Here is a 25,748-nt window from a genome sequence, read left to right on the forward strand (position 1 = left end):
ATGACTTTGAAAACCTCCAGCCCAAATATGTCAAGCCTGAACTTGGAAAATCAAGCATGGTCGCCCCGCAGCCCGGCCGAACGTGTGCTGATGGTCCTCAAGATGCATGGCGCGCTGTCGGCCTCCGCGGTGGGCGGTTTGCTCGGCACGACGGGGGAAGCCGCCCGGCAGCAACTGGCGCGGCTCGCTGATGAAGGCCTTGTCGCCGCGGTCAGCGAAGCCAAGGGGGTAGGGCGTCCCACCCAAAGCTGGAGCCTGACCCCAGCCGCTCAATCGCGCTTCCCGGACACTCATGCTGCGCTGACGGTGCAACTGCTTGATATCATCCGGACTTCGCTGGGCGAGGATGCCCTGGACACGCTGATCTCCGTCCGCGAGGCCGAAACCCGCGCCAGTTACGAATCCGTCGTCGCCGACAGCATGAGCCTGCGCGACAAGGTGGCCGCGCTGGCCGATCTTCGTTCCGCCGAAGGCTATATGGCTGATTGGCGCGAGGAAGCGGATGGCTCATTGGTGCTGATCGAGAACCACTGCCCCATTTGCGCTGCGGCCACCGCATGTCAGGGCTTCTGCCGCGCCGAACTCGACGTGTTCCGCTCGGTTCTGGGGCCCGAGGCGGAGGTGCAGCGCGACGAGCACATCGTCATGGGCGGGCGTCGTTGCAGCTATTCCATTCGCGAGGCCAAGCCATGAGCGAGGACAATCCCCGTCCGCCCGTCGGCACGCGCCATGTGCGCGTCGGCTGGGAAACACCCGAAGGTCTCGACGAGACGATGATCCGTGCGGTGGTCGACCGGTTTTACGATGACGCGCGGCGCGATCCGGTGATCGGTCCGGTGTTCAACCGGGTCATTCCGCCCGAGGGCTGGCCGCACCATCTCGCCGTCATCGCCGATTTCTGGAGCTCCATGCTGCTGGGCACCGGGCGCTATGCAGGGCGTCCCATGCCCAAGCATATGGCCATCCCCGAGTTGTCCGACGCGCATTTCATGCGGTGGCTCGCTCTATTCCGCCGCACGGTCGAGGAATTGTGCCCGCCCGACATCGCGGCCCTGTTCATTGAGCGCTCCGAGCGCATCGGTAATTCGTTCCGCATGAACATCGCGATGCGCCGGGGCGAAGATATTACCCGCCTGGGGCCGCTTGAGCGTGAAACCCCGCTCTGGTCGCCGCCGCGCTAGCGGCGACGAATGTCGGCCGCATCTCCCGGTATTCATGCGCCTCGAAGCACAGGATTCTCCTGTCCCGGTGCTGAGCGGTCGCGCGCGCCAACCAAAATCTCCATTTGACTTCCGGGCTAGCAGGATTTTCCATCGGCGGTGATGCAAACGCCATCGCGTCATCTTGTGAAACTCGACTGAAAAGATAGGGTTGCGCCGCCGAACCGGTTGGGAGGTCGACATGAACGCCGCTGCCAAATCAGTCATCTGGATTGCCGCTTGAGCGCCGCTGCCATGACCACCGCTAAGCGCCGTGGCAGTGTCTTCCGCCAGCCTAGCGTTATCCCGGGTTTCGGGCTGACACTCGGGTTCACGCTCACCTATTTCTCTCTCATCATCCTCATCCCGCTGGTTGCCCTGGGCCTGCGCTCGGCCGGTCTCGGCCCCGAAGGCTTCTGGAAGGCAGCAACCGATCCGCGCGTGCTCGGCGCCCTTCGCGTCAGCTTTCTCTCGGCTTTGCTCGCTGCGGCGATCAATGTCGTGTTCGGCACGCTCATCGCCTGGGTTCTGGTGCGCTACCGTTTTCCGGGCCGGCGGGTGTTTGATGCGATCGTTGACCTTCCCTTTGCCCTGCCGACCGCGGTGGCCGGCATTGCGCTGACCGCGATCTATGCCCCCAACGGCACGCTTGGCGCCCTGGTTGCCCCGCTGGGCTGGCGCATTGCCTACACGCCCGTCGGCATTGTGATCGCAATGATCTTCATCGGACTGCCCTTTGTCGTGCGCACGATACAGCCGATCCTCGAAGAGGTTAGCCACGAGGTGGAGGAAGCCAGTGCCACCCTTGGCGCCAACCGGTTCCAGACCATCGTCCGCGTGATCCTGCCCAGCCTGACGCCGGCCATTCTCACCGGCTTTGCCCTCGCCTTCGCGCGGGCAGTGGGGGAATACGGCTCGGTCATCTTCATCGCCGGCAATATCCCCTTCGTCTCCGAAATCGCGCCGCTGTTGATCGTCATCCGGCTGGAAGAAACCAACTATGCCGGCGCGTCCGCCATTGCCTCGGTGATGCTGATCATCGCGTTCCTCATGCTCTTTGCCATCAATCTCATCCAGGCCTGGAGCCGCAGGAGGTATGGCTATGGCAACTAAGCTCCGCGCACGCGTCAAACGCCGTCACTCGCCCACCAGCGAAAGCCGCTTCGTGCAGTGGACGCTGATCGGCATTGCCCTGTTGTTCATGGGCATTATCCTTGTCCTGCCGCTCTATGCCGTCTTCCACGAGGCTTTCGGCCGGGGCGTGGATGCGTTCTTTGCGGCATTGAGTGAGCCCGATGCGCAGGCGGCCATCCGGCTGACGCTGCTGGTCGCGGCCATCGCCGTGCCGCTGAACGTCGTGTTCGGGCTGGCGGCGTCCTGGGCCATCGCCAAGTTCGAATTCAAGGGCAAGGCTTTCCTCATCACCCTGATCGATCTGCCCTTTTCGGTGTCGCCGGTCATTTCGGGCCTGGTCTATGTGCTGCTGTTCGGGGCAGGGAGCTTTCTGGGCCCCTTCCTCAAGCAGTATGGGATCGAGGTGCTGTTCGCCCTGCCGGGCATCGTGCTGGCGACGATTTTCGTCACCTTTCCCTTCGTGGCGCGTGAGCTGATCCCGCTGATGCAGGATCAGGGTACCGGCGACGAGGAGGCGGCCCTGTCGCTGGGAGCCAACGGGTGGCAGACCTTCTGGCGCGTGACGCTGCCCAATATCAAATGGGGCCTGCTCTATGGCGTATTGCTCTGCAATGCGCGCGCCATGGGTGAGTTTGGCGCCGTTGCCGTCGTCTCGGGCAAGATCCGCGGCGAGACCACCACCATGCCGCTGCAGGTGGAAATGTTTTACAACGAATACAACGCCACGGCGGCCTTTGCCCTGGCCTCGGTGCTGGCCCTGCTCGCTCTGGTCACGCTGGTGTTGAAGTCTGCTCTGGAATGGCGCTTCGGCGAAGAAATCGCCGCCGGCGCCAACCACTGATAGGAATTGATATGGAAGTTCGCGTTCAAAATGTGCGCAAGGAATTCGACCGGTTCCCGGCGTTGCATGACGTTTCGCTCGACATTCTGTCGGGTGAATTGATCGCGCTGCTTGGGCCCTCGGGCTCGGGCAAGACGACTTTGCTGCGGCTTATCGCTGGCCTGGAAATGCCCACAGCGGGCAAGATTTTCTTCGGCGATACCGATGCTTCCGAGCGCTCGGTGCAGGAGCGCAATATCGGTTTCGTGTTCCAGCACTATGCCCTGTTCCGGCATATGACGATCCTTGAGAACATCTCCTTTGGTCTCAAGGTGCGTCCGCGTTCGACCCGCCCTCCGGCCGGTGAAATCCGCCGTCGCGCTCTCGAACTGCTGGATCTGGTTCAGCTTGCGGGCCTTGAAAAGCGCTACCCCAACCAGCTTTCCGGCGGCCAGCGGCAGCGCGTGGCCCTGGCTCGCGCCCTGGCCATCGAGCCTGCGGTGCTGCTGCTCGACGAGCCCTTCGGCGCGCTCGACGCCCAGGTGCGTCGCGACCTGCGCAAGTGGCTGCGCGAAATCCATGACCGCACCGGACACACCACGGTTTTCGTCACCCACGATCAGGAAGAGGCGCTCGAACTGTCCGACCGCCTCTGCGTCATGAGCCAGGGCAAGATCGAGCAGGTCGGCACGCCCGACACGGTCTACGATCACCCGACCTCGCCCTTCGTCTTCGGCTTTATCGGTGAATCCAGTGAATTGCCGGTCACCGTCGAAAATGGCGAGCTCTGGGTCGGCGGTCGCGCCATCGGCGTTCCGGCGGGCGATGCCGCACCGGGCAATGCACGGCTGTTCTTCCGCCCGCACGATGTCGAGTTGATCGAGGCCGATGCTTCTCTGGCGGGCGTGGTGCAGACGGCTCGCCGTGTCGGTGGCACGCGCCGCGTGGAGCTGGAAATCGGCGGCGACGGCCATAAGGTCGAAATCGACCTGCCGTTTGATCACCCGGCCGGCGAAAAGACCCGGATCGCCTTCCGCCCCCGCCGCTGGAAACTGTTCCCCGCTGGCTGATTGTTCTTCAGGCGCTTCAATCCGTTAGCATTCTGGCGAGAAAATCGGACTAGGGTAAAATCCTAGGGTGCAGCGGGTAGGCAGTGTACGAAGCCGGATCAACCAACGCAGATCGCTTTGCGCGGGGTACGCAGTTGTTGCGTGCCAATCGCTGCCAAGAGGCGCTGGATGAGTTCCGAGCTGTATATGGTGATGCCGAAACCCGCGGTGATACCGGGCTCATGGCAGCCAGCCTCTGCGAAATGGCCTGGAGTTGCTACAAGCTTGGCGAGGCCGAGCAGGGGCTCGAATGCGCGATGGGCGCTCGCTGGTTGTGGCAACGTGAGGACAACCAGCCTGAACTGGCCCGTTCCCTGGCCATTGAGGCCATCCTGTTCCTCGACCTCGGATTCAGCGACGAAGCCTACGACCAGGTCAATCGGGCGCTCTCCATCGCCGAGGTGGCGAATGACGAAGCTGTCCTGGCATTTGTACTCAACGCGAAGGGCATTGTGCTCGCCGTGTGCCGCGAGGCCGAGCTCAGCATCGCACTCACCTCCCGCGCCGTATTGATCGCCGAGCGCCTCTCCAATCGCGCCGCTCAGGCTTTTTACCTGCTCATCCAGGGGTTCGCGCATGCCAAGCGCGCAGAGGAAGCCATGGCGCTGGAGCAGCTGGGTCTGGCCAACGACGAGCGGCAAACGGCCATCGAACTGACCGAGCAGGCGATCACCCTCGCCGATGCGAGTGGCGACCGCTGGACGCAACGCGTGGGCCTCGGCAACTGCGCTGAATATTTCGGCCTTCAGGGCCAGTATGAGCTTGCTCTGGCCTGCCTTGAGCAATCCGCAGCCTTGCCCGGCGATCCCGGCATCAGCCTGCACATTCACTACCTCTATTCGCTCGGCGATGTATTGCAGCGCATCGGCCGGTTGGACGAAGCCCGCTCTGCGGTGAGCGAGGCCTTGGCCTTGGCTGACGGGACGGGGCAGTTGGACCATCAGGTCAATGCCGCAGGCAAGCTGGGCGATATTCTTGAAGCATTGGGGGACGCTCAGGCGGCCCTGGCGATCCAGAAGCGTTTCCACGCCTTGTATGTGCGCCAATCCGGCGAAACCGCGCGACGCCGGGCCCGCATTGAGGAAATCCGCTCTGAAACCGCCGCGCTCCGCAGCCGGGCTGCTTTGCTTGCCGACCAGGCCATGTCCGATGCGCTCACCGGCATCGCCAATCGACGCAGCTTCGACCACATCCTCAATCGTCTTGCCGGAACCAGCTTTGCCGTGGCGATTGTCGATCTCGATCACTTCAAGACCATCAATGACCGCTTCTCCCACATCGTCGGCGACGTGGTCCTGCATCGGGTTGCTCGTACGCTGCTCGAACAGATAGGCACGCACGGCCATGCCGCGCGGTTGGGCGGTGAGGAATTTGCACTGGTCTTTCCCGGTGCCGCCATCGCAACTGCCGCCTCAGTCTGCGAGGGCGTGCGCATCGCAATCGCGACGACCGATTGGTCGACCATCGAGCCTGGCCTAGCCGTTACCGTGAGTATCGGCCTTGCGGCGGGGGATGGCGAACAACCCTCCGGCGCACTGATGCAGCGGGCCGATCGGCGGCTCTATGATGCCAAGGCCAATGGCCGCAATTGCGTGGTTTACACCGATGCTGCGCCATTAGCGAAACCGGCCTAGCCGAGCGTCGGAGACGCCAGAGTCGGAATTCGATCCATTCTCAAAAAATCATACATGTTGGTAGGGATTTAGCGTCGCCGCGGCTTGCAGTAAAAATTTTTTGATGTTGGAATAGAATCTGTGGCACAAAAGTGCTGCCAGCCGTATTTCGACGTGCCGTATCACTGCAGGACTCTCCGACATGCCAGTATATATCCTGCAACGACTCGGCATGATGCTGCTTACCTTGTGGGCTATTGTCACGCTCACGTTCTTCCTGATGCACGCGGTGCCAGGCGGCCCCTTCGTATCTGAGCGAATGCTGGCGCCGGAGATTTCCGCCGCGCTGAACGCCAAGTTTGGCCTCGACCTGCCGATCTGGCAGCAATACCTCAATTACCTGCGCGGCATCCTCAGCTTCGATCTTGGCCCCTCGTTCAAATATCCGGGCGTCTCGGTCAACAAGATGATCGCCGATGGCCTGCCGGTCACCCTGCGCACGGGCCTGCTCGCGGTCATCGCCGTTGTCGCGGTGGGCGTGCCGCTCGGCATCGTCGCTGCGCTCAACAAGAACAAGTGGCCCGACACCACGGTCATGCTGATCGCCACGATTGGCGTCGCCATCCCCAGCTATGTCATTGCCACGGTGACGCTTTATGTGTTCGCCCTGCGCCTGGGCTGGGTCCCAACCTTCGGCCTCGATGACTGGCGCGGCTATATCCTGCCGGTTTTTGCTCTGTCCGGGTTCTGGATTAGCTTTGTCGCGCGCCTCGCGCGCTCGTCGCTGCTGGAGACTTTCGAGCAGGACTACATGACCACGGCCCGCGCCAAGGGCCTTCGCCCCGGTCAGGTGCTGTTCAAGCATGGCCTGCGCAATTCGCTTGTTCCGGTCGTTACCGTGCTCGGTCCCGTCGTCGCCAATCTGATCACTGGCAGCTTCGTCATCGAGCAGATTTTCGCGCTGCCCGGCATAGGCCGCCAATTCGTGCTCTCCATCACCAACCGCGACTATACCGCGATCATGGGCATCACCATTTTCTACGCGGCCGCCCTCATGGTGATGATCCTCATCGTCGACCTGCTCTATGCCGTGCTCGATCCCCGCATCAAACTGACGAGCGCCAAAGCATGAGCGATATCGCCCCGAACATGTGGGAGAAGCTCCCGCCCAGCGATGGGATTGCGGTCTCCGCGACACCCAGCCTGACCTACTGGCAGGACGCCCGCCGGCGCCTGTGGGCCAATAAGCCCGCGGTCGTGTCGATCGGCTTTATCATGATGCTGATCCTTGCCGCCATTTTCGGCCCGTTCTTCAGCCCGTTCACCTATTACGAGCAGAACCTCAAGCTCGCCAATATTCCGCCGGCTTTCGATACCTATGCGGTAACGGACGGGCAGGGGGATACCACCCGGTTCTTCCTCAACGCCTCCAACTTCAACCTCTATGAGGTCGATGCTGAAGGCCATGTGCTGGGCCTGCTGCGCGGCGAGCGCAAGGACATGATCAAGAAGGCCCAGCCCTTCAAGTTCGGCGATACCACCGTCACGCTCGATTACTCGACGCTGCCGGCCAAGCTGGTTGCCGAGGATGGCTCCACCATCACCCCGTCCGGCTGGTCGTGGAACCGTACCTATGTGTTCGGCACCGACCAGCTCGGGCGCGACGTGCTCGTCCGCCAGCTTTATGGCGCCCGCATTTCGCTGACCGTGGCTTTCGTCGCCACGCTGGTGAACTTCTTCATCGGCATCTTCTATGGCGGCATCGCCGGCTATATGGGCGGCAAGACCGACGCCATCATGATGCGTATCGTCGAGATCATCTCCACCATTCCGCTGACGCTCTATGTCGTGTTGTTGATGGTGGTGTTCGACTCCGGGCTCTATTCGATCATCATAGCCATCGGCTCCGTATTCTGGGTCGACATGGCGCGTATCGTGCGCGGCCAGATCCTCAGCCTCAAGCAGCAGGATTATGTTGCCGCCGCCCGCACCATGGGCGCCAGCACCGGCCGCATCCTCACCAAGCACCTGCTGCCCAATTCGATCGGTCCGATCATCGTCACGCTAACCATGCTGATCCCGTCGGCCATCTTCATCGAGAGCTTCATGAGCTTCATCGGCCTCGGCGTGACCCCGCCGCTGGCCTCGTGGGGCACGCTGACCTCCGATGCCGTCGAAACCATGCGCGCCTATCCGCACCAGCTGTTTTTCCCTGCCGCCGCTATTTCGCTGACCATGTTCGCCTTCAATTTCCTGGGTGACGGCCTGCGCGATGCGCTCGATCCGAGGATGCGCAAATGAGCGATTCCATCCTTTCCGTCCGCGACCTCAAGACCAGCTTCTTCACGCAGCGCGGTCAGGTGCAGGCCGTGCGCGGCGTGAGCTTTGATGTCTATCCCGGCGAAGTCCTCGGCATCGTGGGCGAAAGCGGCTCAGGCAAGTCGATCACCTGCATGTCGGTGCTGCGCCTGCTCAAGGCCAATGGCCGCATCATGGGCGGCGAGGCGCTGTTCGAAGGGCAGAACCTGACGGCGCTCGACGAGTCCGACCTGCGCGACCTGCGCGGCAACAAGATCGGTGTGATCTTCCAGGACCCCATGACCTCGCTCAACCCCACGCTCAGCGTGGGCGAGCAGGTCATCGAGACCATTCTGCGCCATCGCAAGGCCACGCGCGCCGAAGCGCGGGCACGCGCCATCGAGCTGTTTGACCTCGTGCGCATTCCCTCGGCAGCCGAGCGTCTCAAGTCGTATCCGCACGAATTTTCTGGCGGCATGCGCCAGCGCGTCATGATCGCCATCGCGCTGGCCTGCGATCCGAAGCTGCTGATTGCCGACGAGCCGACCACCGCGCTCGACGTCACCATCCAGCGCCAGATCCTGGGCCTGCTGAAAGACCTCCAGACCCGGCTCGGCATGGCGGTGATCCTCATCACCCATGATCTTGGCGTCATTGCCGAAGTCACCGACCGGATTGTGGTCATGTATGGCGGCCTCGTTATGGAAACCGCTCCCGTGCGCGATCTCTTCGCCACGCCGCGCCATCCCTATACCGCGGGCCTGCTCGCCTCGGTACCGGATCTGCGTGATGACACCCATCAGCGCCTGACACCCATTCCCGGCTCGCCGCCCGACATGGCCAACCCGCCCGCCGGCTGCCCCTTTGCGCCGCGTTGCCCGCACGCTATGCAGCAATGTGCTGCGGTGCTGCCGCCCATGTTCGGCGAAACGCAGGCTGCGCGCTGCTGGCTCCACCACCCCGACGCCCCCAAGGTCGCTGGTATCAATGAGGTGGCAGCATGAGCGCTCCGCTGGTTTCGGTCCGCAATCTCACCAAGCATTTCTCGACCGGCGGCTCCCTGTTTGGCCCCAAGCCCATTCTGCGCGCGGTCGATGGCGTCGATCTCGATATCCAGCGCGGTGAAACGCTGGGCCTTGTGGGCGAGTCCGGTTGCGGCAAGTCCACCCTCGCACGCACCCTGATCCGGCTCTATGAGCCAACTTCGGGTTCCATTTCCTTCGATGGCGTCGACGTCGCCAGGGCCTCCGAACGCGCTTTGGTGCCATTCCGTCGCCGCGTGCAGATGATCTTCCAGGACCCCTACGCGTCGCTCAATGGCCGCATGACGGTGCGCGACCTGATCGCCGAGCCACTGGAAATTGCCGGGATCGGCACCCGCGAGTCCCGCACCGCCAAGGTGCATGACCTGCTGGCCCGCGTTGGCCTGCATGCCGACCACGCCAACCGTTTTGCGCATGAGTTTTCGGGCGGGCAGCGCCAGCGTATCGGTATCGCCCGCGCCATCGCGCTCGAGCCCGATCTGGTCATCTGCGACGAACCGATCTCGGCGCTCGACGTGTCGGTGCAGGCGCAGGTCGTCAACATGCTTGAGGATCTGCAGGACCAGTTGGGCCTGACCTACCTCTTCATCACCCACGATCTCAGCATGGTCCACCACATCTCCGATCGCATAGGGGTGATGTATCTCGGCAAGATCGTCGAGCTGGCCTCCAATACCGATCTCTACGCCCGCCCCAGCCATCCCTATACCCAGGCGCTGCTGGCCTCGATCCCCGTGCCCGATCCGACGGCGACCCGCCCGGCTGATCCTGTGCGCGGTGAAATCCCGAGCCCGATGAATATTCCCACCGGCTGCCGCTTCCGCACCCGTTGCCCGATGGCGACGGAGCTTTGCGCAAAGGTTGAGCCGGAATTGAAGGATATCGGTGGCGGACATCTTGCAGCCTGCCACTATGCTGGCGATGGCGCACAACAGACGGCAGCCTAAACTGCCCGCAGGAATAACGACCGGGCAAGGGTTAACCCCGCCCAAAACAGGAGAGAAGACGATGACCAAGCACTTGCTGCCGCTTCTGACGGCGGCGTTCCTCGCCTCCACGGCCGGCGCATTCGCCGCTGGCGAGCTGACCTATGTGGTCAACAACGAGTCGGCCAAGTACGATCCCGGCACCACCGCCGAGACCTTTGCTGCACCGATCATCGGCAACACCTTCGAAGGCCTCGTCCGCTTCGATGTTGACAACAACATCGTTCCTGCGCTTGCCGAGAGCTGGGAAATCTCCGAGGACGGCCTGACCTACACCTTCCACCTTCGTGACGCGAAGTGGAGCGATGGCAAGCCGGTCGTGGCTGGCGATTTCGTCTATGCCTGGAAGCGCGTGCTGAACCCGGCAACCGGCGCCATGAACGCCCCGATGCTCTACCACATCGTTGGCGCTGAAGACGCCTACAACAATGCCGGCGAAGGCGAGATCGCGATCTCGGCTCCCGACGACAAGACGCTGACCTTCACGCTCGGCGCTCGCGTCCCCTACATGATGCAGCTCCTCACCTACACGACCTTCTTCCCGGTCCGTCAGGACATCGTGGAAGCCGATCCTGAAGGCTGGACCCGCAATGCCGCGACCTTTATCGGCACCGGCCCGTTCCGCGTCACCGCGTTCAACGCCGGTGAATCCGTGGTGTTCGAAAAGAACCCCGAATACTACGACGCTGCCGCTGTCTCGCTCGACAAGCTCACCTTCCGCCTGATCCCCGATCCCGCCACGGCACTCGCCGCCATGGAAGCTGGCCAGGTTGACGGTATCGAAGCCGTTCCGGCTCCGGAAATTCCGCGCCTGTCGGTTGAATCCGATGCCTTCATGATCGTCCCGGCGCTGGGCACCACCTACGCCATGATGAACCCGGCCCAGTCGCCGGTCGACAACGTGAAGGTCCGCCAGGCGCTCTCCATGGCGCTCGACCGCGAAGAAATGGTCGAGTTCGTGCTGCAGTCGGCCGATACCCCGGCTACTGGTCTGGTGCCTCCCGGCATGACCATCGCTGGTGAAGACTTCACCGATGGCCGCGATACCTTCGGTCTCGACGTCACTGCAAATGTCGAAGGCGCACAGGCCCTTCTGGCTGAAGCCGGCTTTGCCAATGGCGAAGGCTTCCCCGCAACCACGTTCATGATCTACTCGAGCCCGGCGATCGAAAAGATGGCCGAAGCGATGCAGCAGATGTGGAAGCAGAACCTCAACATCGACGTGACCATCGCTGCTTCCGAGTGGCAGGTTTACTACCCCGAAGTGCAGAAGATCGAATACCAGATCGCACAGATGGGCTGGGGCGCTGACTACCCGCACCCGATGACCTTCCTCGACAACTTCGTCACCGACAGCCCGAACAACCTGATCGGCTGGTCCAATGCTGACTACGACGCCGCCATCGCAGCGTCCAAGTCCACCGGCGACGAAGCCGAGTCCCTTGCCGAAATGCGCAAGGCCGAGGCGATCCTGATGAACGATCACGTCATCCTGCCGCTGTACCACCGCTACAACTACATGATGATGAGCCCCAAGGTCTCCGGCTTCTGGCGCTCGACCCTGAACGTCCCGTACTTCCGCGACGCCAAGATCGACTAATCGAAGACGCAGTTTCGAACTGGAGCGGGGTGCCATCAGGCGCCCCGTTTCTGTTTTGGGGGCATTGCAGTAGACCAGCCCCCGGACCTGCTTTCCACAGGCTGGCCGCTAAGTCCTTGGGCAGATTTGGTCATTTCGCCGCAGCTTGCTAACTTGGAATCGTTTGAACAGATCCAATTGCCTGTTGGAGGAATATTGACGATGAGTTTGTCCAAGTGCGTATCGAGGCCTTCGGTTTCCAAGATCGCGGCGGCGGGACTGGTGTCGCTCGGCCTGATGCTGAGCAGCACGGCCGCCATGGCCCAGTACACGCCCGTTGAGATCGAGGCGGGCGATAGCACGCTGTTTTCCTCGCGGGTCCTGTCCACCGGCCTCGCCAACCCCTGGGCGATGGTCTGGGGGCCCGATGACCTGATCTGGCTCACCGAACGCAACGCGGCGCAGGTGACGCGCGTCAATCCAACAACAGGGGTCAAGCAGGTTCTGCTCAAGATCGACGGCGTCTATACCGGCGCGCAGCATGAGGGCCTGCTTGGTCTCGCCCTGCACCCCGAACTGCTCAAGGGTACCGGCAACGACTACGTCTATGTGGTCTACACGGTGAACAACGGTACTGCCGAGGCCCCCGATCCGTCGGCCCAGCTCGTGCGCTACACCTATGACGAAGCCACCCAGCAGCTGGGCGAGCCGCTGGAACTCATCTCCGGCATCCCGGCGTGGAACGACCACAATGCCGGCCGTCTCGTGATCGGCTCTGATCTCAAGATTTACTATTCGCTGGGCGAGCAAGGCGGCAACCAGGGCCGCAACTACCATCGCCCGATCCGCGCCCAGCAGCTGCCCACGAAGGCGGAAGTCGATGCTGGCGATTGGAACGCCTATACCGGCAAGGTGCTGCGTCTGGAGCTCGACGGCTCCATCCCCGCCGACAACCCGGAAATCGAAGGCGTCCGCAGCCACATCTACACCTATGGCCACCGCAACCCGCAGGGCATCGCCTTCGGTCGCAACGATATTCTGTACTCGGCCGAACACGGCCCGAGCAGCGACGACGAGATCAACATCCTCGTGCCGGGCGGCAACTACGGCTGGCCGAACGTTTCGGGCTATGTCGATGACTCCGCCTACGTCTTTGCCAACTGGGCCGAAGCCCCGGCCGGCATCGAACGGTCCAACGTCATTCCGCCCGAAGTGCCGCAGTACATCGAGAGCGAATTTGCCGGCGAAGTCGTCGAGCCGATCGCGGCCTACTTCACCGTCGAAACCGGCTACGAGTTCGGCGCGCAGTGCGGGTTCATCTGCAACCCCACCATCGCACCTGGCGCCGTCGCCTATTACGAAGCCGGCGAAAACGGCATTGAAGAGTGGGACAACTCGCTGCTGCTGCCGACCCTGAAGAATGGTGCACTCTACGTCCAGAAGCTGTCCGAGGACGGGCTGGCCGCGGAAGGCCTGCCGACGGAATGGTTCAACACCCAAAACCGCTACCGCGACGTGCTGGTCTCGCCCGATGGGCGCTCGGTTTTCATCGCCACCGACGGTTTCGGCTCGGCCGCTGCCAAGTTCGGCCCGGAGCCGACAACCAGCGTGATGCACAACCCCGGCGCGATCCTGCTGTTCACCTATGGCGGCAGCGACGGTGCCGGCGTGGCGCTGAGCAGCGGCGCCGCCGAAGCCACCAAAACAGCCGAGGCAGTACCGGTTGAAGCCGCAGCCCCCGCCGCCGACCTCACCCTTGAAGAGCTGATGGCGCAGGGCCAGTCCAAGTTCAACCTCAAGTGCTCGGCATGCCATGGTGCGGCAGGCGAGGGTGGCGTCGGTCTCAAGCTTGCGGGCAACGCCAAGCTCGAAAACGCCGACTACATCACCAATGTCGTGCTCAAGGGCTTCGGCTACATGCCGCCGTTCAGCTCGCTGACCGATACCGACGTTGCCGAGATCGCGACCTATATCCGCAACTCCTGGGGCAATTCCTACCCCGCGGTCCAGCCGTCACAGGTTGCCGCTGCTCGGTAAGCGGCAATAGTGGACATAACGAAGGCGGGGCCGATGGCCCCGCCTTTTCTATTCCTCGTCGCCCTTCACCGCTTCCATCGACACATGCGTGGACGTATGCGCGACGTGGGGCAGGGAGGAGATGCGCTCGCCCAGCACCTCGCGATAGTCGGCGATGTCCTTGGTGCGCACCTTTAGCAGGTAGTCGAAGCTGGAAGCGATCATGTGGGCCTGTTCCACCTCGGGAATGGCGCGCACCGCCTTGTTGAATGCCGCGAGCGCCGACTTGCGCGTGTCGCTCAGCTTCACCTCGACAAAGGCCACATGGGGCAGGCCCAGGCGCTTCGGATCGATCACCGCGCGGTAGCCCAGAATGTAGCCCGCAGCCTCCATTCGCGCGATCCGCGCCTGGCACGGGGTCTTGCTCAGGTTCACCCGGCGGCTCAATTCTGCCACGCTGATGCGGCCATTCTGGGCCAGCTCATCGAGTATCCGCCGGTCGATCTGGTCCAAAGTCTCGTAGGTGACGGTTTTCATGGGCTTTTGTCCTGACAGGTGTCACCAAGATAGCGCCTGCTGTGCCCTATTGCTACATGATCAGGCGAAACGCCTGTCAACCTTCTGTCACTATCCTTTCCAGCTGTGGCCCGCGGCCCCAGCGTTCCCTGGAGCCAGACGTGACCGACATAGCTACCGCCCGCCAATCCATTCGCGCCCGTAACCTCGCCGACGAGACCAGCCTCGTCCGCCAGTTGATCGTCGATACCGGCCTTTCCGAGAGTGATCGCGAGGCCGTCTCGGCGCATGCCCGCCAGCTCGTTGAAACCGTCCGTACCGGCAATCGCCTGGGCCTGATGGAGTCCTTCCTGGCCGAATACGGTCTCGATACCGATGAAGGCGTGGCGCTGATGTCGCTCGCCGAAGCGCTGCTGCGCGTGCCGGATGCTGAAACCGTCGATGCCCTTATTCACGACAAGGTCGGCGGCTCCGATTGGGCCAGCCACTTTGGCGCATCTTCCAGCGCGCTGGTCAACTTCTCGTCCTGGGCCCTGAACCTCACCGCCGACGTTCTCGGCGATCCCGAAGTCGGCCCCAAGAACGCTCTTCACCGCGCCATTGCCCGCCTGGGCGAACCGGTGATCCGCACTGCGGTTGGCCAGGCCATGCGCCTGCTGGGTAGCCAGTTCGTGTTCGGCCGCACCATCGACGAGGCCGTTGCCAACGCCAAGAAGCCAGAGACGCTCGGCTATCGCTATTCCTATGACATGCTGGGCGAGGCCGCCCGCACAGCCGAAGATGCGGTCCGCTACTTCGATTCCTATAGCCACGCCATAGCGGCGCTGGCGCCGCACTGCACGTCGCCCTCCGTCCGCGACAATCCCGGCATATCGGTCAAGCTCTCGGCGATCCACCCGCGCTACGAGTTCGCCCAGCGCGATCGGGTCATGACCGAACTTGTTGAATCGACTCGTAAATTGGCTCTGGCCGCCCGCGCCGCCAATATGGGTTTCAATATTGACGCGGAAGAAGCCGACCGGCTGGATCTGTCGCTCGATGTGATCGCCGCAGTGCTGGCAACGCCCGAACTCGCCGGCTGGGATGGCTTCGGCGTGGTGGTGCAGGCCTATGGCAAGCGCGTCCTGCCGCTGATCGACTGGCTCGATGCGACGGCCAAGTCGCTCGATCGCCGCATCATGGTGCGCCTGGTCAAGGGCGCCTATTGGGATGCCGAAATCAAGCGTTCGCAGGTGCAGGGCCTGCCGGGCTATCCCGTTTACACCCGGAAGGCCGCAACCGACGTCAGCTACATCGCTGCGGCCCGCAAGCTGCTTGCCGCCACCAATATCTATCCGCAGTTCGCCAGCCACAACGCGCACACCGCCTCCGCAGTGCTGCACCTGGCCGCCGAAGCCGGCCGCTTCAACGACACGTTCGAGTTCCAGCGCCTGCATGGCATGGGCGAGCGCCTGCACGAAGTGCTGCGCACCAATCACGGCACCCGCACCCGCATCTATGCGCCGGTGGGTGCCCACAAGGACCTGCTGGCCTATCTGGTTCGCCGTCTGCTCGAAAACGGTGCCAACGGCTCCTTCGTCTATCAGATCGCCGATGAAGGCATTCCCGCTAGCGTCGTCGCGCAGGATCCAATCGCCAAGCTGCTCGAGCTGGGCGACGCCATCCCAAATCCGGCCATTGTCGCCCCGTCGAAGCTGTTCGGCGAACGCACCAATTCGGCCGGCCTCGATCTTACCGACCCCGTCGCTTTCCCGGCGATGGACACGGCCCGTACCGCTTTCCAGACCACCCAGTGGCACGCCAAGCCGCTGCTGGCAGTTGCGGGCGGGCAGGGGGCGGCCACTACGCTGACCAACCCGGCCAATCCTGCTGACACGATCGGCACCGTCATCGACGCCACGACGGCCGACGTGGCTGCCGCCATCACCGCGGCTGCTGCCTCCAATTGGGGTACCGTACCTGTCATCACGCGCGCCAATCGCCTGCGTGCGGTTGCCGACCTCTACGAAGCCAACAGCGCCGAGTTCTTTGCGCTGCTGGCGCGCGAAGCCGGCAAGTCCTGGTCCGACGCGGTCGCCGAAGTGCGCGAAGCGGTCGACTTCCTCCGCTACTACGCGGCCGAGGCTGAGCGTCATGCGCTGGCTGGCTCGCGCGGTCCCTTCGCGGCCATCTCGCCCTGGAACTTCCCGCTGGCTATTTTCTCCGGCCAGATTGCGGCGGCTCTTGCTGCGGGCAATCCGGTTCTCGCCAAGCCCGCGCCCCAGACGCCGCTGATCGCCTTCCGCGCCATTCAGCTTATGCACCAGGCCGGTATCCCGGTTGATGCTGTGCAGCTGCTGCCGGGCGCCGGCGAAGTGGGCACCGCGCTCACGTCCAATCCTGCCATTGCAGGCGTTGCCTTCACCGGCTCGCTGCCGACCGCCCGCCGTATCGACCGCGCCATGGCATCCAACCTGGCGCCCACCGCACCGCTGATCGCCGAAACCGGCGGCCTCAACGCCATGATCGTGGATTCCACGGCGCTGCCAGAGCAGGCTGTGCGCGATATCCTGGCCTCGGCCTTCCAGTCGGCTGGCCAGCGCTGCTCGGCCCTGCGCGTTCTCTACGTGCAGGAAGATGCGGCCAGCCGCACCATCGAGATGCTCAAGGGCGCGATGGACGAGCTGACGCTGGGCAACCCCTGGCTCCTGTCGACTGATATCGGTCCGGTCATCGATCAGGCTGCACGCGACAAGATCGAGGCGCACATCGCCACCTATGCCAAGTCGGGCAAGGTGATCCATCAGGTGAAGAAGCCTGCCGAAGGCACCTTCGTTGCACCGACGGCGCTGCGCGTTGGCGGTATCGAGGAGATCCCCGAGGAAATCTTCGGGCCGGTGCTCCATATCGCGACCTTCAAGGCCGACGAACTCGACCAGGTCATCGCCGCGATCAATGCGAGCGGCTACGGCCTCACCTTCGGCCTGCACACCCGCATTTCCTCGCGTGTGCGCATGGTGTCCAGCACCGTTCATGCCGGCAATATCTACGTCAACCGCAACCAGATCGGCGCCGTGGTCGGCTCGCAGCCCTTTGGCGGCGAAGGCCTCTCGGGCACTGGCCCCAAGGCTGGCGGCCCGCACTATCTGCCGCGCTTCACCCGTGGTTCGGTCGAAGCCCAGACCGCGGCCCTGCCGTTGCCCGGCCCGACCGGCGAGACCAACGTCATGCATACCGCCCCGCGCGGCAGCGTGCTCTGCCTTGGTCCCACCCCGGCCGATCAGCAGGCGCAGGCCGCGCTGGCCGCAACCCTGGGCAATACGGCGATCCTCTCGTCGCTCGATCTCGACGTGATCAGCCATGCCCGCACGTTCGACGCCGTGGCCTACTATGCCGACGACGCCAATCTGCGGGCCATCCGCATTGCGATGAGCGCCCGTGACGGTGCCATCCTGCCACTGCTGACCTCGGACGCAGATGCGGGCCGTCTGCGGCTCGAGCGCCACGTCTGCATCGACACGACAGCAGCAGGCGGCAACGCATCGCTGATGGCTCAGGCCGGCTAGTCACTCAAGCCCTCGGGTCATCCCCGGGGGCATAGCCACATACGAAAACACCCCCGGGCGTGACCCGGGGGTGTTTGTTTTAGAGCTGTCTTGAGACGTTACTCGGCCGCGACGCGGCCTTCGGTGGCCGCGAGCAGCTCCTGCGAATAGGCTTCGGCAAGTTTGCCGTGCTTGAGCTGGTCGACATCGGCCACTTCGACGATCCGCCCATGGCGCATCACCGCTAGCCGGTCGCAGAGAAAACTCACCACCGGCAGGTTGTGCGTCACCAGCAGGTAGGTCAGGCCCTGTTCGGCCCGCAGGCGCTTGAGCAGGTTGAGGATTTCCGCCTGAACCGAAACGTCGAGGGCCGATGTGGGCTCATCGAGCAGCAACACCTTGGGCTCCAGCATCAGTGCCCGGGCGATGGCCACGCGCTGGCGCTGCCCGCCCGAAAGCTGGTGCGGAAAGCGGAACCGGAAGCGCCGGTCGAGCCCAACCGCGCTCAGCATCTCCTCCACCCGCTGCCCGCGATTGCCCAGCCCGTGAATGACCAGCGGCTCGCTCAGTGCGGCGTCGATGGTCTTGCGCGGGTGCAGGGAGCCATAGGGGTCCTGGAACACCATCTGGCATTCGGTGGCAAAGTGCCGGTCGACGCCATGGCCGCGCGGGTTGCCCAATACGGAGATTTCCCCGGTCCAGTCCGGCGCGAGCCCGGCAATGGCGCGCAGGATCGTGGACTTGCCCGATCCGCTTTCGCCCACCAGGGCAAAGCTCTCGCCGTCGGCGATATCCAGGTTCACCCCATGAACGACCTTGGTGTCGCCATAGGAAATGTCGAGATTCTTGAGGTTGATCGCGCTCATGTGCCCGCCCACTGCGTCCGGTCGAGCACCGGCAGTTCTGCCCGGCTCTCATTGATGGTTGGCATCGCTGCCAGAAGGCCCCGCGTGTAGGGGTGCTGCGCTTGCTCCAGTTGCCCGGCAGCGCATTCCTCCACCACATTGCCCGAGTTCATCACCAGGATCCGGTCGCAATAGCGGCTGACCAGGTTGAGGTCGTGGCTGATCAGGATCAGCCCCATGCCCTTGCGGGTGACGAGGTCGTCGATGATGTCGAGCACCTGCGCCTGCACGCTCACGTCGAGCGCCGAGGTCGGCTCGTCGGCGATGAGCAGTTCCGGCTCGGGGATCAGCATCATGGCGATCATGATGCGTTGCCCCATGCCGCCCGAAACTTCATGGGGGTAGAGCCCGGCCACGCGCTTGGGATCGTTGATGCGCACCGCTTCCAGCATGGCCAGGATGCGCTCGTTGACCTCGCGCCGCCCCAGCTTTTCGTGGGTCACCAGCGCTTCGGCGATCTGCTCGCCCACGGTCATCACCGGATTCAGCGAGTATTTGGGGTCCTGCATCACCATCGAGATGCGGGCGCCGCGAATGGCGCGCATCTGCTTTTCGCTCTGGCTGCGCAGATCAATGCCGTCGAATTCCAGCTTGTCTGCGGTTACTAGGCCCGGCTTGCGGATGAGCTTGAGAATGGCCCGGCCGGTCATGGACTTGCCCGACCCGCTTTCGCCCACAATGCCCAGCCGCTCCTTGCCGACGGCAAAGGAAATGCCCTTCACCACTTCGACCCGCCCGCGATGGGTGGGGAAGCTGACCCTGAGGTTTTCTACCTGCAACATGGGAGCCATTACTTGCCCTCGTTCTTGGGGTCGAGCACGTCGCGCAGCCCGTCGCCGAGGAAGCAGAAGCCGAGGCTGACGATGATGATCGCAAAGCCCGGCATGGTCGCGACCCACCACTGGTCGAGAATGAACGTACGCCCGCGCGAGATCATGGCGCCCCATTCAGGCAGCGGCGGCTGTGCACCAAGGCCGATAAAGCCCAGGCCCGCCGCAGTCAGGATCACGCCCGCCATGTCCAGCGTCACGCGCACGATCATCGAGGAGGTGCACAGCGGCAGGATGTGCTGCACGATCACGCGCAGCGGTCCGGCGCCCTGCAGTTGCACCGCCGAAATGAACTCGGCATTGCGGATGGTCATCGTTTCGGCACGCGCGATACGCGCATAGGCCGGCCACGAGGTGATGGCGATGGCGATGATGGCATTGTTAATGCCAGGCCCGAGCGCCGCGACGAATGCCAGTGCCAGGATCAGCTTGGGCATGGACAGGAAGATGTCGGTCAGGCCCATCAGGATACGGTCGGTCCAGCCGCCGAAATAGCCCGAGATCGCGCCAACCAGCAGGCCCAGCGGGGCGGAGATCAGCGCCACCAGCCCGACAATGGTCAGGGTAATCTGGCTGCCATAGATGACGCGCGAGAAGATATCGCGGCCAAGCTCGTCAGTGCCCATCCAATGCTCGCCCGAAGGCGGCAGCAGACGCTGGCCCAGATTCTGCCCGGTGGCGGAGTAGGGGGCCAGCCAAGGGGCAAACAGGGCCGTGAAGATCAGCCCAAGGATGATGATCCCGCCCAGCACCGACAGCGGATTGCTCAGCAATGCCATCAGCACCCGATAGGCGCGGCCGGCATTGGCCTGCATGCGTGAGGTTGGGGAGTCTTCGAGCAACCAGTCTCTTGTGGACATTAGCGGGCCCTCGGGTCGAGGACGCGATAGAGCACGTCCGAGATCTTGTTGATGAAAATGAACACCGCGCCAATCACCAGCGTCGAGCCGAGCACAGCGTTCATGTCGGCATTGAGCAGCGCCGTGGTGAGGTAATTGCCGATGCCGGGCCAGGAGAACACGGTCTCGATCATCACCGAGCCTTCCAGCAGGCCCGCATAGCTGAGCCCGATCACCGTGATGAGCGGCACCCGGATCGGATTGAACGCATGCCGCCAGATCACCACGCGCTCCGGCACGCCCTTGACGCGCGCCGTGGTCACGAATTCCTGGTTCAACTGGTCGAGCATGAAGCTGCGCGTCATGCGGGCGATATAGGCCAGCGAGAAGAAGCCGAGCACCGAGGCGGGCAGGATGAGGTGGCTCACCGCATTCCAGAAAATGTCGGTTTCCCCGGCCAGCAGGCTGTCGATGAGCAAGAGGCCCGTCACTGGGTTCACAAGGCCATCGTAGAAAATGTCGAGCCGGCCCGGGCCACCCACCCACCGCAGCCGGGCGTAGAACACGGCAAGCCCAACCAGACCCAGCCAGAAGGCGGGCATGGAATAGCCGAGTAGGCCAACCACGCGGATGATCTGGTCGACGATCGAACCCTGGCGGCTTGCGGCGATGACGCCGAGCGGCACACCGACCAGCACACCGATGATGATGCCGATGGTCGCCATTTCGAGCGTGGCCGGGAAGAAACGGGCCAGATCAGTTGCCACCGGGCGGCCAGTCGAAACCGACATGCCAAAGTCACCGGTCAGAACTTTTCCGACATATTGAATGAACTGCACGGGCAGGGGCTGGTCGAGCCCCATGCTGATCCGCGCGGCGTCATAGACCGCCTGGGTCGCGCGATCGCCCACCACGGCCAGGACCGGGTCGATCGGGATCACACGGCCGATGAAGAAGGTGATGGCTAACAGGCCCAGAAAGGTGAGGAAAACAGTGATCGCGAAGCCCGCGATCGCCGAAAGCCTGCGTCCCCACTTGCGTCCAGCTTGGACATTCGGGGCAGGGGATGAGGCAATCTGGGGTTCCAGGCTCACTCAAATTTCTCCTGCAAAAACAAAATCATCGGCCCACAAGATGACTCTCTCGTAGACTGTGAAGGGCTACATATTTCGCTTTCACCATACAGAAATCTTTGCTTATATCAAAAAAATTTTGGTGGTTTGATGACGGCCAGCGCACTGAATACTGCTGAGACGGAGGGGCAGCCCAAAGTGGGCGCCCTTATTCGTGCTCGCCGTCGGCAGTTGCACATGACCCTCGAAGCGCTCGGCGTTTCTGCCGAAGTATCCGTGGGCTATCTTAGCCAAGTTGAGCGCGATCACGCGACGCCGTCTCTAGGCACTTTGGCCAGCATCGCGCGTGCGTTGGGTGTGGGTATCGACTACTTCGTCTCCGCTCCAACAGCCCAGACGGCCTTGACGCGAGCAGGCGAACGCAACCGCTTTTCCCTCGATGGCTCGTCCATCGTCTATGAACGTCTCGGGGCCGATTTTCCAGGCAATACGCTGTCCAGCTTCGTCATGACCGTGCCCCCGGGCTACGAGTCAGAGACGGTCGCCCATGAGGGCGAGGAAATCCTCTACGTGCTCGAAGGCTCCATCACCCAGCGCCTTGATGGCGACGAAATGGTGATGAACGCTGGCGATAGCCTGCATTTCCGGGGCAATCGCCCCCATTCCTGGACCAATCATACCGACCAGCCGGCGCGTCTGCTCTGGACTGGCACGTTGACCCTCTTCCGCTCTACGGCACGGCCTCCGCGCCATGTTGTGACGGCAGCAAAAACCGGCCCCAAGCCGGTGAAGAACAAGAAGATCGCCAAACCACAGGAGAAACGCTGATGAAGCTCTTTCGGGCTGCTCTGCTTGCTACCGCGTTGACTCTGCCGCTTGCGGCAGGTGCAGTCTACGCCGCTACCCCGGCCGATGCGCTGGTCATTGCCCAGAACATCGACGATATCGTCGCCATCGACCCCGCACAGGCCTATGAATTCACGGCCGGCGAGCTCAATGCAAACCTGTATGATCACCTCGTGCAGTACGACGCAGCGGACACCAAGGTCCTGGCTGCCGCACTGGCTTCCGAGTGGGTCGCCGACGAAGCTGCCAAGACCCTGACCTTCACCATGCGTGATGGCGTCAAGTTCTCTTCGGGCAACCCTGTCCGCGCCGAAGACGTGGTGTTCTCCTTCTCGCGCGTCGTGAAGCTGAACCTCACTCCCGCCTTCATTCTCACCCAGCTCGGCTGGACCCCTGAGAATGTAGCTGACATGGTCGTGGCCAATGGCAACACCGTCACCGTCAAGTGGGATGGCGATTTCTCGTCGGCCTTCGTTCTCAACGTTCTGGCTGCTCGTCCGGGCGCCATCGTTGACGAAGTCACCGTCATGGCCAACGAAGTCAACGGCGACCTCGGCAATGCCTGGCTGAACGCAAACTCGGCTGGCTCGGGCGCATTCGTCCTCAAGGACTTCCGCCCTGCCGAGCTGGTTCGCCTCGAAGCCAACTCGAACTACTACCAGGGTGCTCCCGCAATGAAGACGGTCCTGATCCGTCACGTTGCCGAAGCCGCCACCCAGCAGCTCCTGCTGACCTCGGGTGACGTGGACATGGCCAAGAACCTGACCCCGGACCAGATCGCAACCCTCGACGCCAATGCTGTCAAGGTTGAAGTCTATCCGCAGTCGGCCGTGCACTTCCTCTCGTTCAACCAGAAGGACGAGAACCTGACCAACCCGGCACTGTGGGAAGCTGCCCGTTATCTCGTCGACTATGACGGCATGACCCAGACCTTCCTCAAGGGCCAGATGGAAAAGCACCAGGCGTTCTGGCCTGAAGGCTTCCCGGGCTCGTATGACGAGACCCCGTATTCCTACGACCTCGAGAAGGCCAAGCAGATCCTGGCTGACGGCGGCGTGACCACCCCGCTCACCGTCACCCTCGACGTGATCAACTCGACCCCGTTCAACGACATTGCCCAGTCGCTCCAGGCTGGCTTTGCCGAAGCCGGCATCAACTTCGAGATCCTGCCCGGCACCGGTGCTCAGGTCATCACGAAGTACCGCGAGCGTACGCACCAGGCCATGCTGCTCTATTGGGGCCCGGATTTCATGGATCCGCACTCCAATGCCAAGGCTTTCGCCTACAACTCGAACAACTCCGACGACAATTACACCCCGACCACCACGTGGCGTAATGCGTGGGCTGTTCCGCCCGAGATGAACGAAGAAGTGACCGCCGCACTGGCCGAACCCGACCAGGAAAAGCGCTCCGCGATGTATATCGACCTTCAGAAGAAGGTTCAGGAGAACTCGCCGATCGTCATCATGTTCCAGGCCACCTACCAGGTCGCCATGGCGCCGAACGTCAACGGTTATGTGAATGGCACTTCGTCCGATTTCGTCTACTACCGTCTGGTAACGAAGTAATTCGAAGCGGCGGTGGCTCCGGTCACCGCCGATTGCTTTCCAGTTTACGGCGGTGACCCCGGTCGCTGCCGTATCGGGAACCGGGCCCTGTCCCTCCGGTCCGGTTCCCATTCTAATTTCCCTTTGTTTTTCCTGCAGATGCAGGGATTCCCGCATTGGCGGGAATGACGCAGCCCTTGCTGCGCCCCAGCCAGCAAATGAGCGACACATGAACGCCACCCTCACCACCCGCATGGCCAACCTCCGCGCGCGGATGGCCGCCACCAATACCGACCTCGTCGTTATCGGCCCTTCCAGCCACATGCTTTACATGGCCGATCTCTCGCCCCACGGCGATGAGCGCCCTGTCATGCTGATGGTCAGCCAGACCTTTGCCGGTTTCCTGATGCCCGCGCTGAATGTCGATAGCGCCCGCCAGCATACCGATCTGCCCTTCTTCCCCTGGAGCGACGCCGAAGGCCCCAATGCCGCGCTGGCCCAACTGATTGCTGCGACTGGCATTTCCGCCGCTCCGTCCATCGTGCTCGACGAGACCATGCGCGCCGACTTCGCGCTGCTGGTGCTCGATGCGCTTCCGGGCGCCACCCGCCGCTTCACGGCCGACACCGTTGGCTACCTGCGTTCGCGCAAGGATGAGGCCGAGGAAGCTGCGATCAAGGCTGCCCACCTGCTCAACGACCGCGCTGTCGAAGCCGCTTTCGCTGCGCTCAAGGAAGGCATGACTGAGGTGGAAGTCGCTGAAATCATTGGCGCTTTCTACAAGGCCAACGGCGCGACCACCGTGTTTTGCTCGATCTGCTTCGGCCCGAATGGCGCCTTCCCGCATCACCATACTGGTTCGACCAAGCTCAAGGCGGGTGACGCCGTGCTGATCGATACGGGCTGCCGGATCGGCGGTTATCCGTCCGACATGACCCGCATGGGTTACTTCAAGTCGAAGCCCGAGAGCTATGACGAGATCCACGCTGTCGTGGAAGCTGCTGTTTCTGCTGCACTTTTGGCTGCAAAGCCAGGCGTGCCGGCGAAGGAAGTCGACAAGGCGGCGCGCGATGTGATCACCGCGGCGGGCTATGGCCCGAACTTCCTGCACCGCACCGGCCACGGCCTGGGAATCGACATTCACGAGACCCCTTACATCACCGCGACTAGCGAAACGGTGCTGCAAGAGGGCATGTGCTTCTCGATCGAGCCGGGCATTTATCTTCAGGGTAAGTTCGGGCTGCGCCTCGAAGAAATCGTCATCATCCGCGACGGCAAGGCCAAGATTTTCTCGGAAATGCCCCGCACCGCAGTCGCCGCCGGAGCCTGATAATGCCGCCGGTTTTGCAGACTCAGCGACTGATTTTGCGTGGTCACACGCTGGATGATTTCGTTGGCTGCAGCCGGCTCTGGACGAACCCCGATGTGACGCGTTTCATCGGGGGACGGCCCAGCACGCAGGAGGAAGTGTGGTCCCGCATATTGCGTTATGCGGGCCACTGGCAGCTGCTGGGATTTGGATATTTTGTTGGCGTCGACCGCCAAAGCAATGAGATTGTTGGCGAATTTGGTTTGGCCAACTTTCACCGCGACATCGATCCGCCCTTTGGCGATACGCCGGAAGCGGGGTGGGCCATGCTGCCGGACTATCACGGCAAGGGGCTGGCCCGCGAGGCGATGGAAGCGGTGCTGACCTATGCAGATTCAAAAAGAATTCCCAAGACTGTCTGCATGATCGACCCGGCCAATGCGGCCTCGATCAGGCTCGCCGAAACCCTCGGTTTCCGCGAATATGCCCGCACAACCTACCAGAAACACTCATCTATTCTGTTTGAGCGGCCAGCGCCCGACGCCGCCTGAGCGCGAATACG

Annotated in this window: 22 protein-coding genes; 17 read left to right on the top strand and 5 right to left on the bottom strand. The window is 62.8% G+C overall.

Annotated elements, in window-relative coordinates:
• The first annotated feature begins 90 nt into the window (after positions 1 to 90).
• From ACZ5WT_RS12540 to ACZ5WT_RS12595, 12 genes are all read left to right on the top strand, one after another.
• On the top strand, positions 91 to 693 hold the full coding sequence (locus ACZ5WT_RS12540; RefSeq protein WP_464287201.1) for a helix-turn-helix transcriptional regulator: 603 nt from the start codon (positions 91 to 93) through the stop codon (positions 691 to 693).
• Positions 690 to 1,181 (top strand): group III truncated hemoglobin, encoded by a 492-nt coding sequence (locus tag ACZ5WT_RS12545; RefSeq protein ID WP_464284132.1) that lies wholly within the window; start codon positions 690 to 692, stop codon positions 1,179 to 1,181. Before ACZ5WT_RS12540 ends, ACZ5WT_RS12545 begins: the two co-directional genes overlap by 4 nt.
• 273 nt (positions 1,182 to 1,454) lie before the next feature.
• A complete protein-coding gene (gene cysT / locus ACZ5WT_RS12550) occupies positions 1,455 to 2,312 on the top strand; it encodes a sulfate ABC transporter permease subunit CysT (RefSeq protein ID WP_464287202.1) in 858 nt (285 codons plus the stop codon).
• Positions 2,302 to 3,174, top strand: coding sequence for a sulfate ABC transporter permease subunit CysW (cysW, locus tag ACZ5WT_RS12555; RefSeq protein WP_464284133.1), 873 nt, complete (start codon positions 2,302 to 2,304; stop codon positions 3,172 to 3,174). Before cysT ends, cysW begins: the two co-directional genes overlap by 11 nt.
• 11 nt (positions 3,175 to 3,185) lie before the next feature.
• Positions 3,186 to 4,223, top strand: coding sequence for a sulfate/molybdate ABC transporter ATP-binding protein (locus tag ACZ5WT_RS12560; protein ID WP_464284134.1), 1,038 nt, complete (start codon positions 3,186 to 3,188; stop codon positions 4,221 to 4,223).
• A 221-nt stretch (positions 4,224 to 4,444) separates the two neighbouring features.
• Positions 4,445 to 5,896 (top strand): GGDEF domain-containing protein, encoded by a 1,452-nt coding sequence (locus tag ACZ5WT_RS12565; RefSeq protein ID WP_464284135.1) that lies wholly within the window; start codon positions 4,445 to 4,447, stop codon positions 5,894 to 5,896.
• Between the two features lie 181 nt (positions 5,897 to 6,077).
• A complete protein-coding gene (locus tag ACZ5WT_RS12570) occupies positions 6,078 to 7,007 on the top strand; it encodes an ABC transporter permease (protein ID WP_464284136.1) in 930 nt (309 codons plus the stop codon).
• A complete protein-coding gene (locus tag ACZ5WT_RS12575) occupies positions 7,004 to 8,176 on the top strand; it encodes an ABC transporter permease (protein WP_464284137.1) in 1,173 nt (390 codons plus the stop codon). The genes ACZ5WT_RS12570 and ACZ5WT_RS12575 overlap by 4 nt, the downstream gene beginning before the upstream one ends.
• The gene (locus tag ACZ5WT_RS12580) at positions 8,173 to 9,177 is read left to right on the top strand and encodes an ABC transporter ATP-binding protein (protein WP_464284138.1); all 1,005 of its coding nucleotides are present in this window, start codon (positions 8,173 to 8,175) and stop codon (positions 9,175 to 9,177) included. Before ACZ5WT_RS12575 ends, ACZ5WT_RS12580 begins: the two co-directional genes overlap by 4 nt.
• Positions 9,174 to 10,163 (top strand): ABC transporter ATP-binding protein, encoded by a 990-nt coding sequence (locus tag ACZ5WT_RS12585; protein WP_464284139.1) that lies wholly within the window; start codon positions 9,174 to 9,176, stop codon positions 10,161 to 10,163. The genes ACZ5WT_RS12580 and ACZ5WT_RS12585 overlap by 4 nt, the downstream gene beginning before the upstream one ends.
• 61 nt (positions 10,164 to 10,224) lie before the next feature.
• Positions 10,225 to 11,802, top strand: a complete 1,578-nt coding sequence (locus ACZ5WT_RS12590) for a peptide ABC transporter substrate-binding protein (RefSeq protein ID WP_464284140.1) — start codon at positions 10,225 to 10,227, stop codon at positions 11,800 to 11,802.
• Between the two features lie 201 nt (positions 11,803 to 12,003).
• A complete protein-coding gene (locus ACZ5WT_RS12595) occupies positions 12,004 to 13,818 on the top strand; it encodes a glucose/sorbosone family PQQ-dependent dehydrogenase (protein ID WP_464284141.1) in 1,815 nt (604 codons plus the stop codon).
• A gap of 48 nt (positions 13,819 to 13,866) precedes the next feature.
• On the opposite strand, the gene ACZ5WT_RS12600 is transcribed toward ACZ5WT_RS12595, so the two are convergent.
• Positions 13,867 to 14,334: an Lrp/AsnC family transcriptional regulator gene (locus ACZ5WT_RS12600; protein WP_464284142.1), complete on the bottom strand. Its 468-nt coding sequence runs from the start codon at positions 14,332 to 14,334 to the stop codon at positions 13,867 to 13,869.
• Between the two features lie 140 nt (positions 14,335 to 14,474).
• On the opposite strand from ACZ5WT_RS12600, the gene putA reads away from it, so the two are divergent.
• Positions 14,475 to 17,858, top strand: a complete 3,384-nt coding sequence (gene putA, locus ACZ5WT_RS12605) for a bifunctional proline dehydrogenase/L-glutamate gamma-semialdehyde dehydrogenase PutA (RefSeq protein ID WP_464284143.1) — start codon at positions 14,475 to 14,477, stop codon at positions 17,856 to 17,858.
• 98 nt (positions 17,859 to 17,956) lie between these two features.
• Here the strand turns inward: putA and ACZ5WT_RS12610 are convergent, their stop codons facing one another.
• The 4 genes from ACZ5WT_RS12610 to ACZ5WT_RS12625 are packed head-to-tail and all read right to left on the bottom strand — an operon-like array spanning position 17,957 to position 21,424.
• A complete protein-coding gene (locus ACZ5WT_RS12610) occupies positions 17,957 to 18,703 on the bottom strand; it encodes an ABC transporter ATP-binding protein (RefSeq protein WP_464284144.1) in 747 nt (248 codons plus the stop codon).
• A complete protein-coding gene (locus tag ACZ5WT_RS12615; RefSeq protein WP_464284145.1) occupies positions 18,700 to 19,533 on the bottom strand; it encodes an ABC transporter ATP-binding protein in 834 nt (277 codons plus the stop codon). Before ACZ5WT_RS12615 ends, ACZ5WT_RS12610 begins: the two co-directional genes overlap by 4 nt.
• Positions 19,533 to 20,432, bottom strand: a complete 900-nt coding sequence (locus ACZ5WT_RS12620; RefSeq protein ID WP_464284146.1) for an ABC transporter permease — start codon at positions 20,430 to 20,432, stop codon at positions 19,533 to 19,535. The genes ACZ5WT_RS12615 and ACZ5WT_RS12620 overlap by 1 nt, the downstream gene beginning before the upstream one ends.
• The gene (locus tag ACZ5WT_RS12625; protein ID WP_464287203.1) at positions 20,432 to 21,424 is read right to left on the bottom strand and encodes an ABC transporter permease; all 993 of its coding nucleotides are present in this window, start codon (positions 21,422 to 21,424) and stop codon (positions 20,432 to 20,434) included. Before ACZ5WT_RS12625 ends, ACZ5WT_RS12620 begins: the two co-directional genes overlap by 1 nt.
• Before the next feature lie 297 nt (positions 21,425 to 21,721).
• On the opposite strand from ACZ5WT_RS12625, the gene ACZ5WT_RS12630 reads away from it, so the two are divergent.
• The 4 genes from ACZ5WT_RS12630 to ACZ5WT_RS12645 all read left to right on the top strand — a co-directional run bounded on the left by ACZ5WT_RS12630 (position 21,722) and on the right by ACZ5WT_RS12645 (position 25,737).
• Positions 21,722 to 22,312: a helix-turn-helix domain-containing protein gene (locus ACZ5WT_RS12630; protein WP_464284147.1), complete on the top strand. Its 591-nt coding sequence runs from the start codon at positions 21,722 to 21,724 to the stop codon at positions 22,310 to 22,312.
• Positions 22,312 to 23,898 carry an ABC transporter substrate-binding protein gene (locus tag ACZ5WT_RS12635; protein ID WP_464284148.1) on the top strand — a complete coding sequence of 529 codons (1,587 nt, stop codon included), beginning with the start codon at positions 22,312 to 22,314 and terminating at the stop codon, positions 23,896 to 23,898. The genes ACZ5WT_RS12630 and ACZ5WT_RS12635 overlap by 1 nt, the downstream gene beginning before the upstream one ends.
• 208 nt (positions 23,899 to 24,106) lie before the next feature.
• Positions 24,107 to 25,207 (top strand): M24 family metallopeptidase, encoded by a 1,101-nt coding sequence (locus ACZ5WT_RS12640; protein WP_464284149.1) that lies wholly within the window; start codon positions 24,107 to 24,109, stop codon positions 25,205 to 25,207.
• Positions 25,208 to 25,209: 2 nt separating this feature from the next.
• On the top strand, positions 25,210 to 25,737 hold the full coding sequence (locus ACZ5WT_RS12645) for a GNAT family N-acetyltransferase (RefSeq protein WP_464284150.1): 528 nt from the start codon (positions 25,210 to 25,212) through the stop codon (positions 25,735 to 25,737).
• The last annotated feature ends 11 nt before the right edge of the window (positions 25,738 to 25,748 follow it).

The organism is Devosia sp. T2-14, from assembly GCF_055397495.1.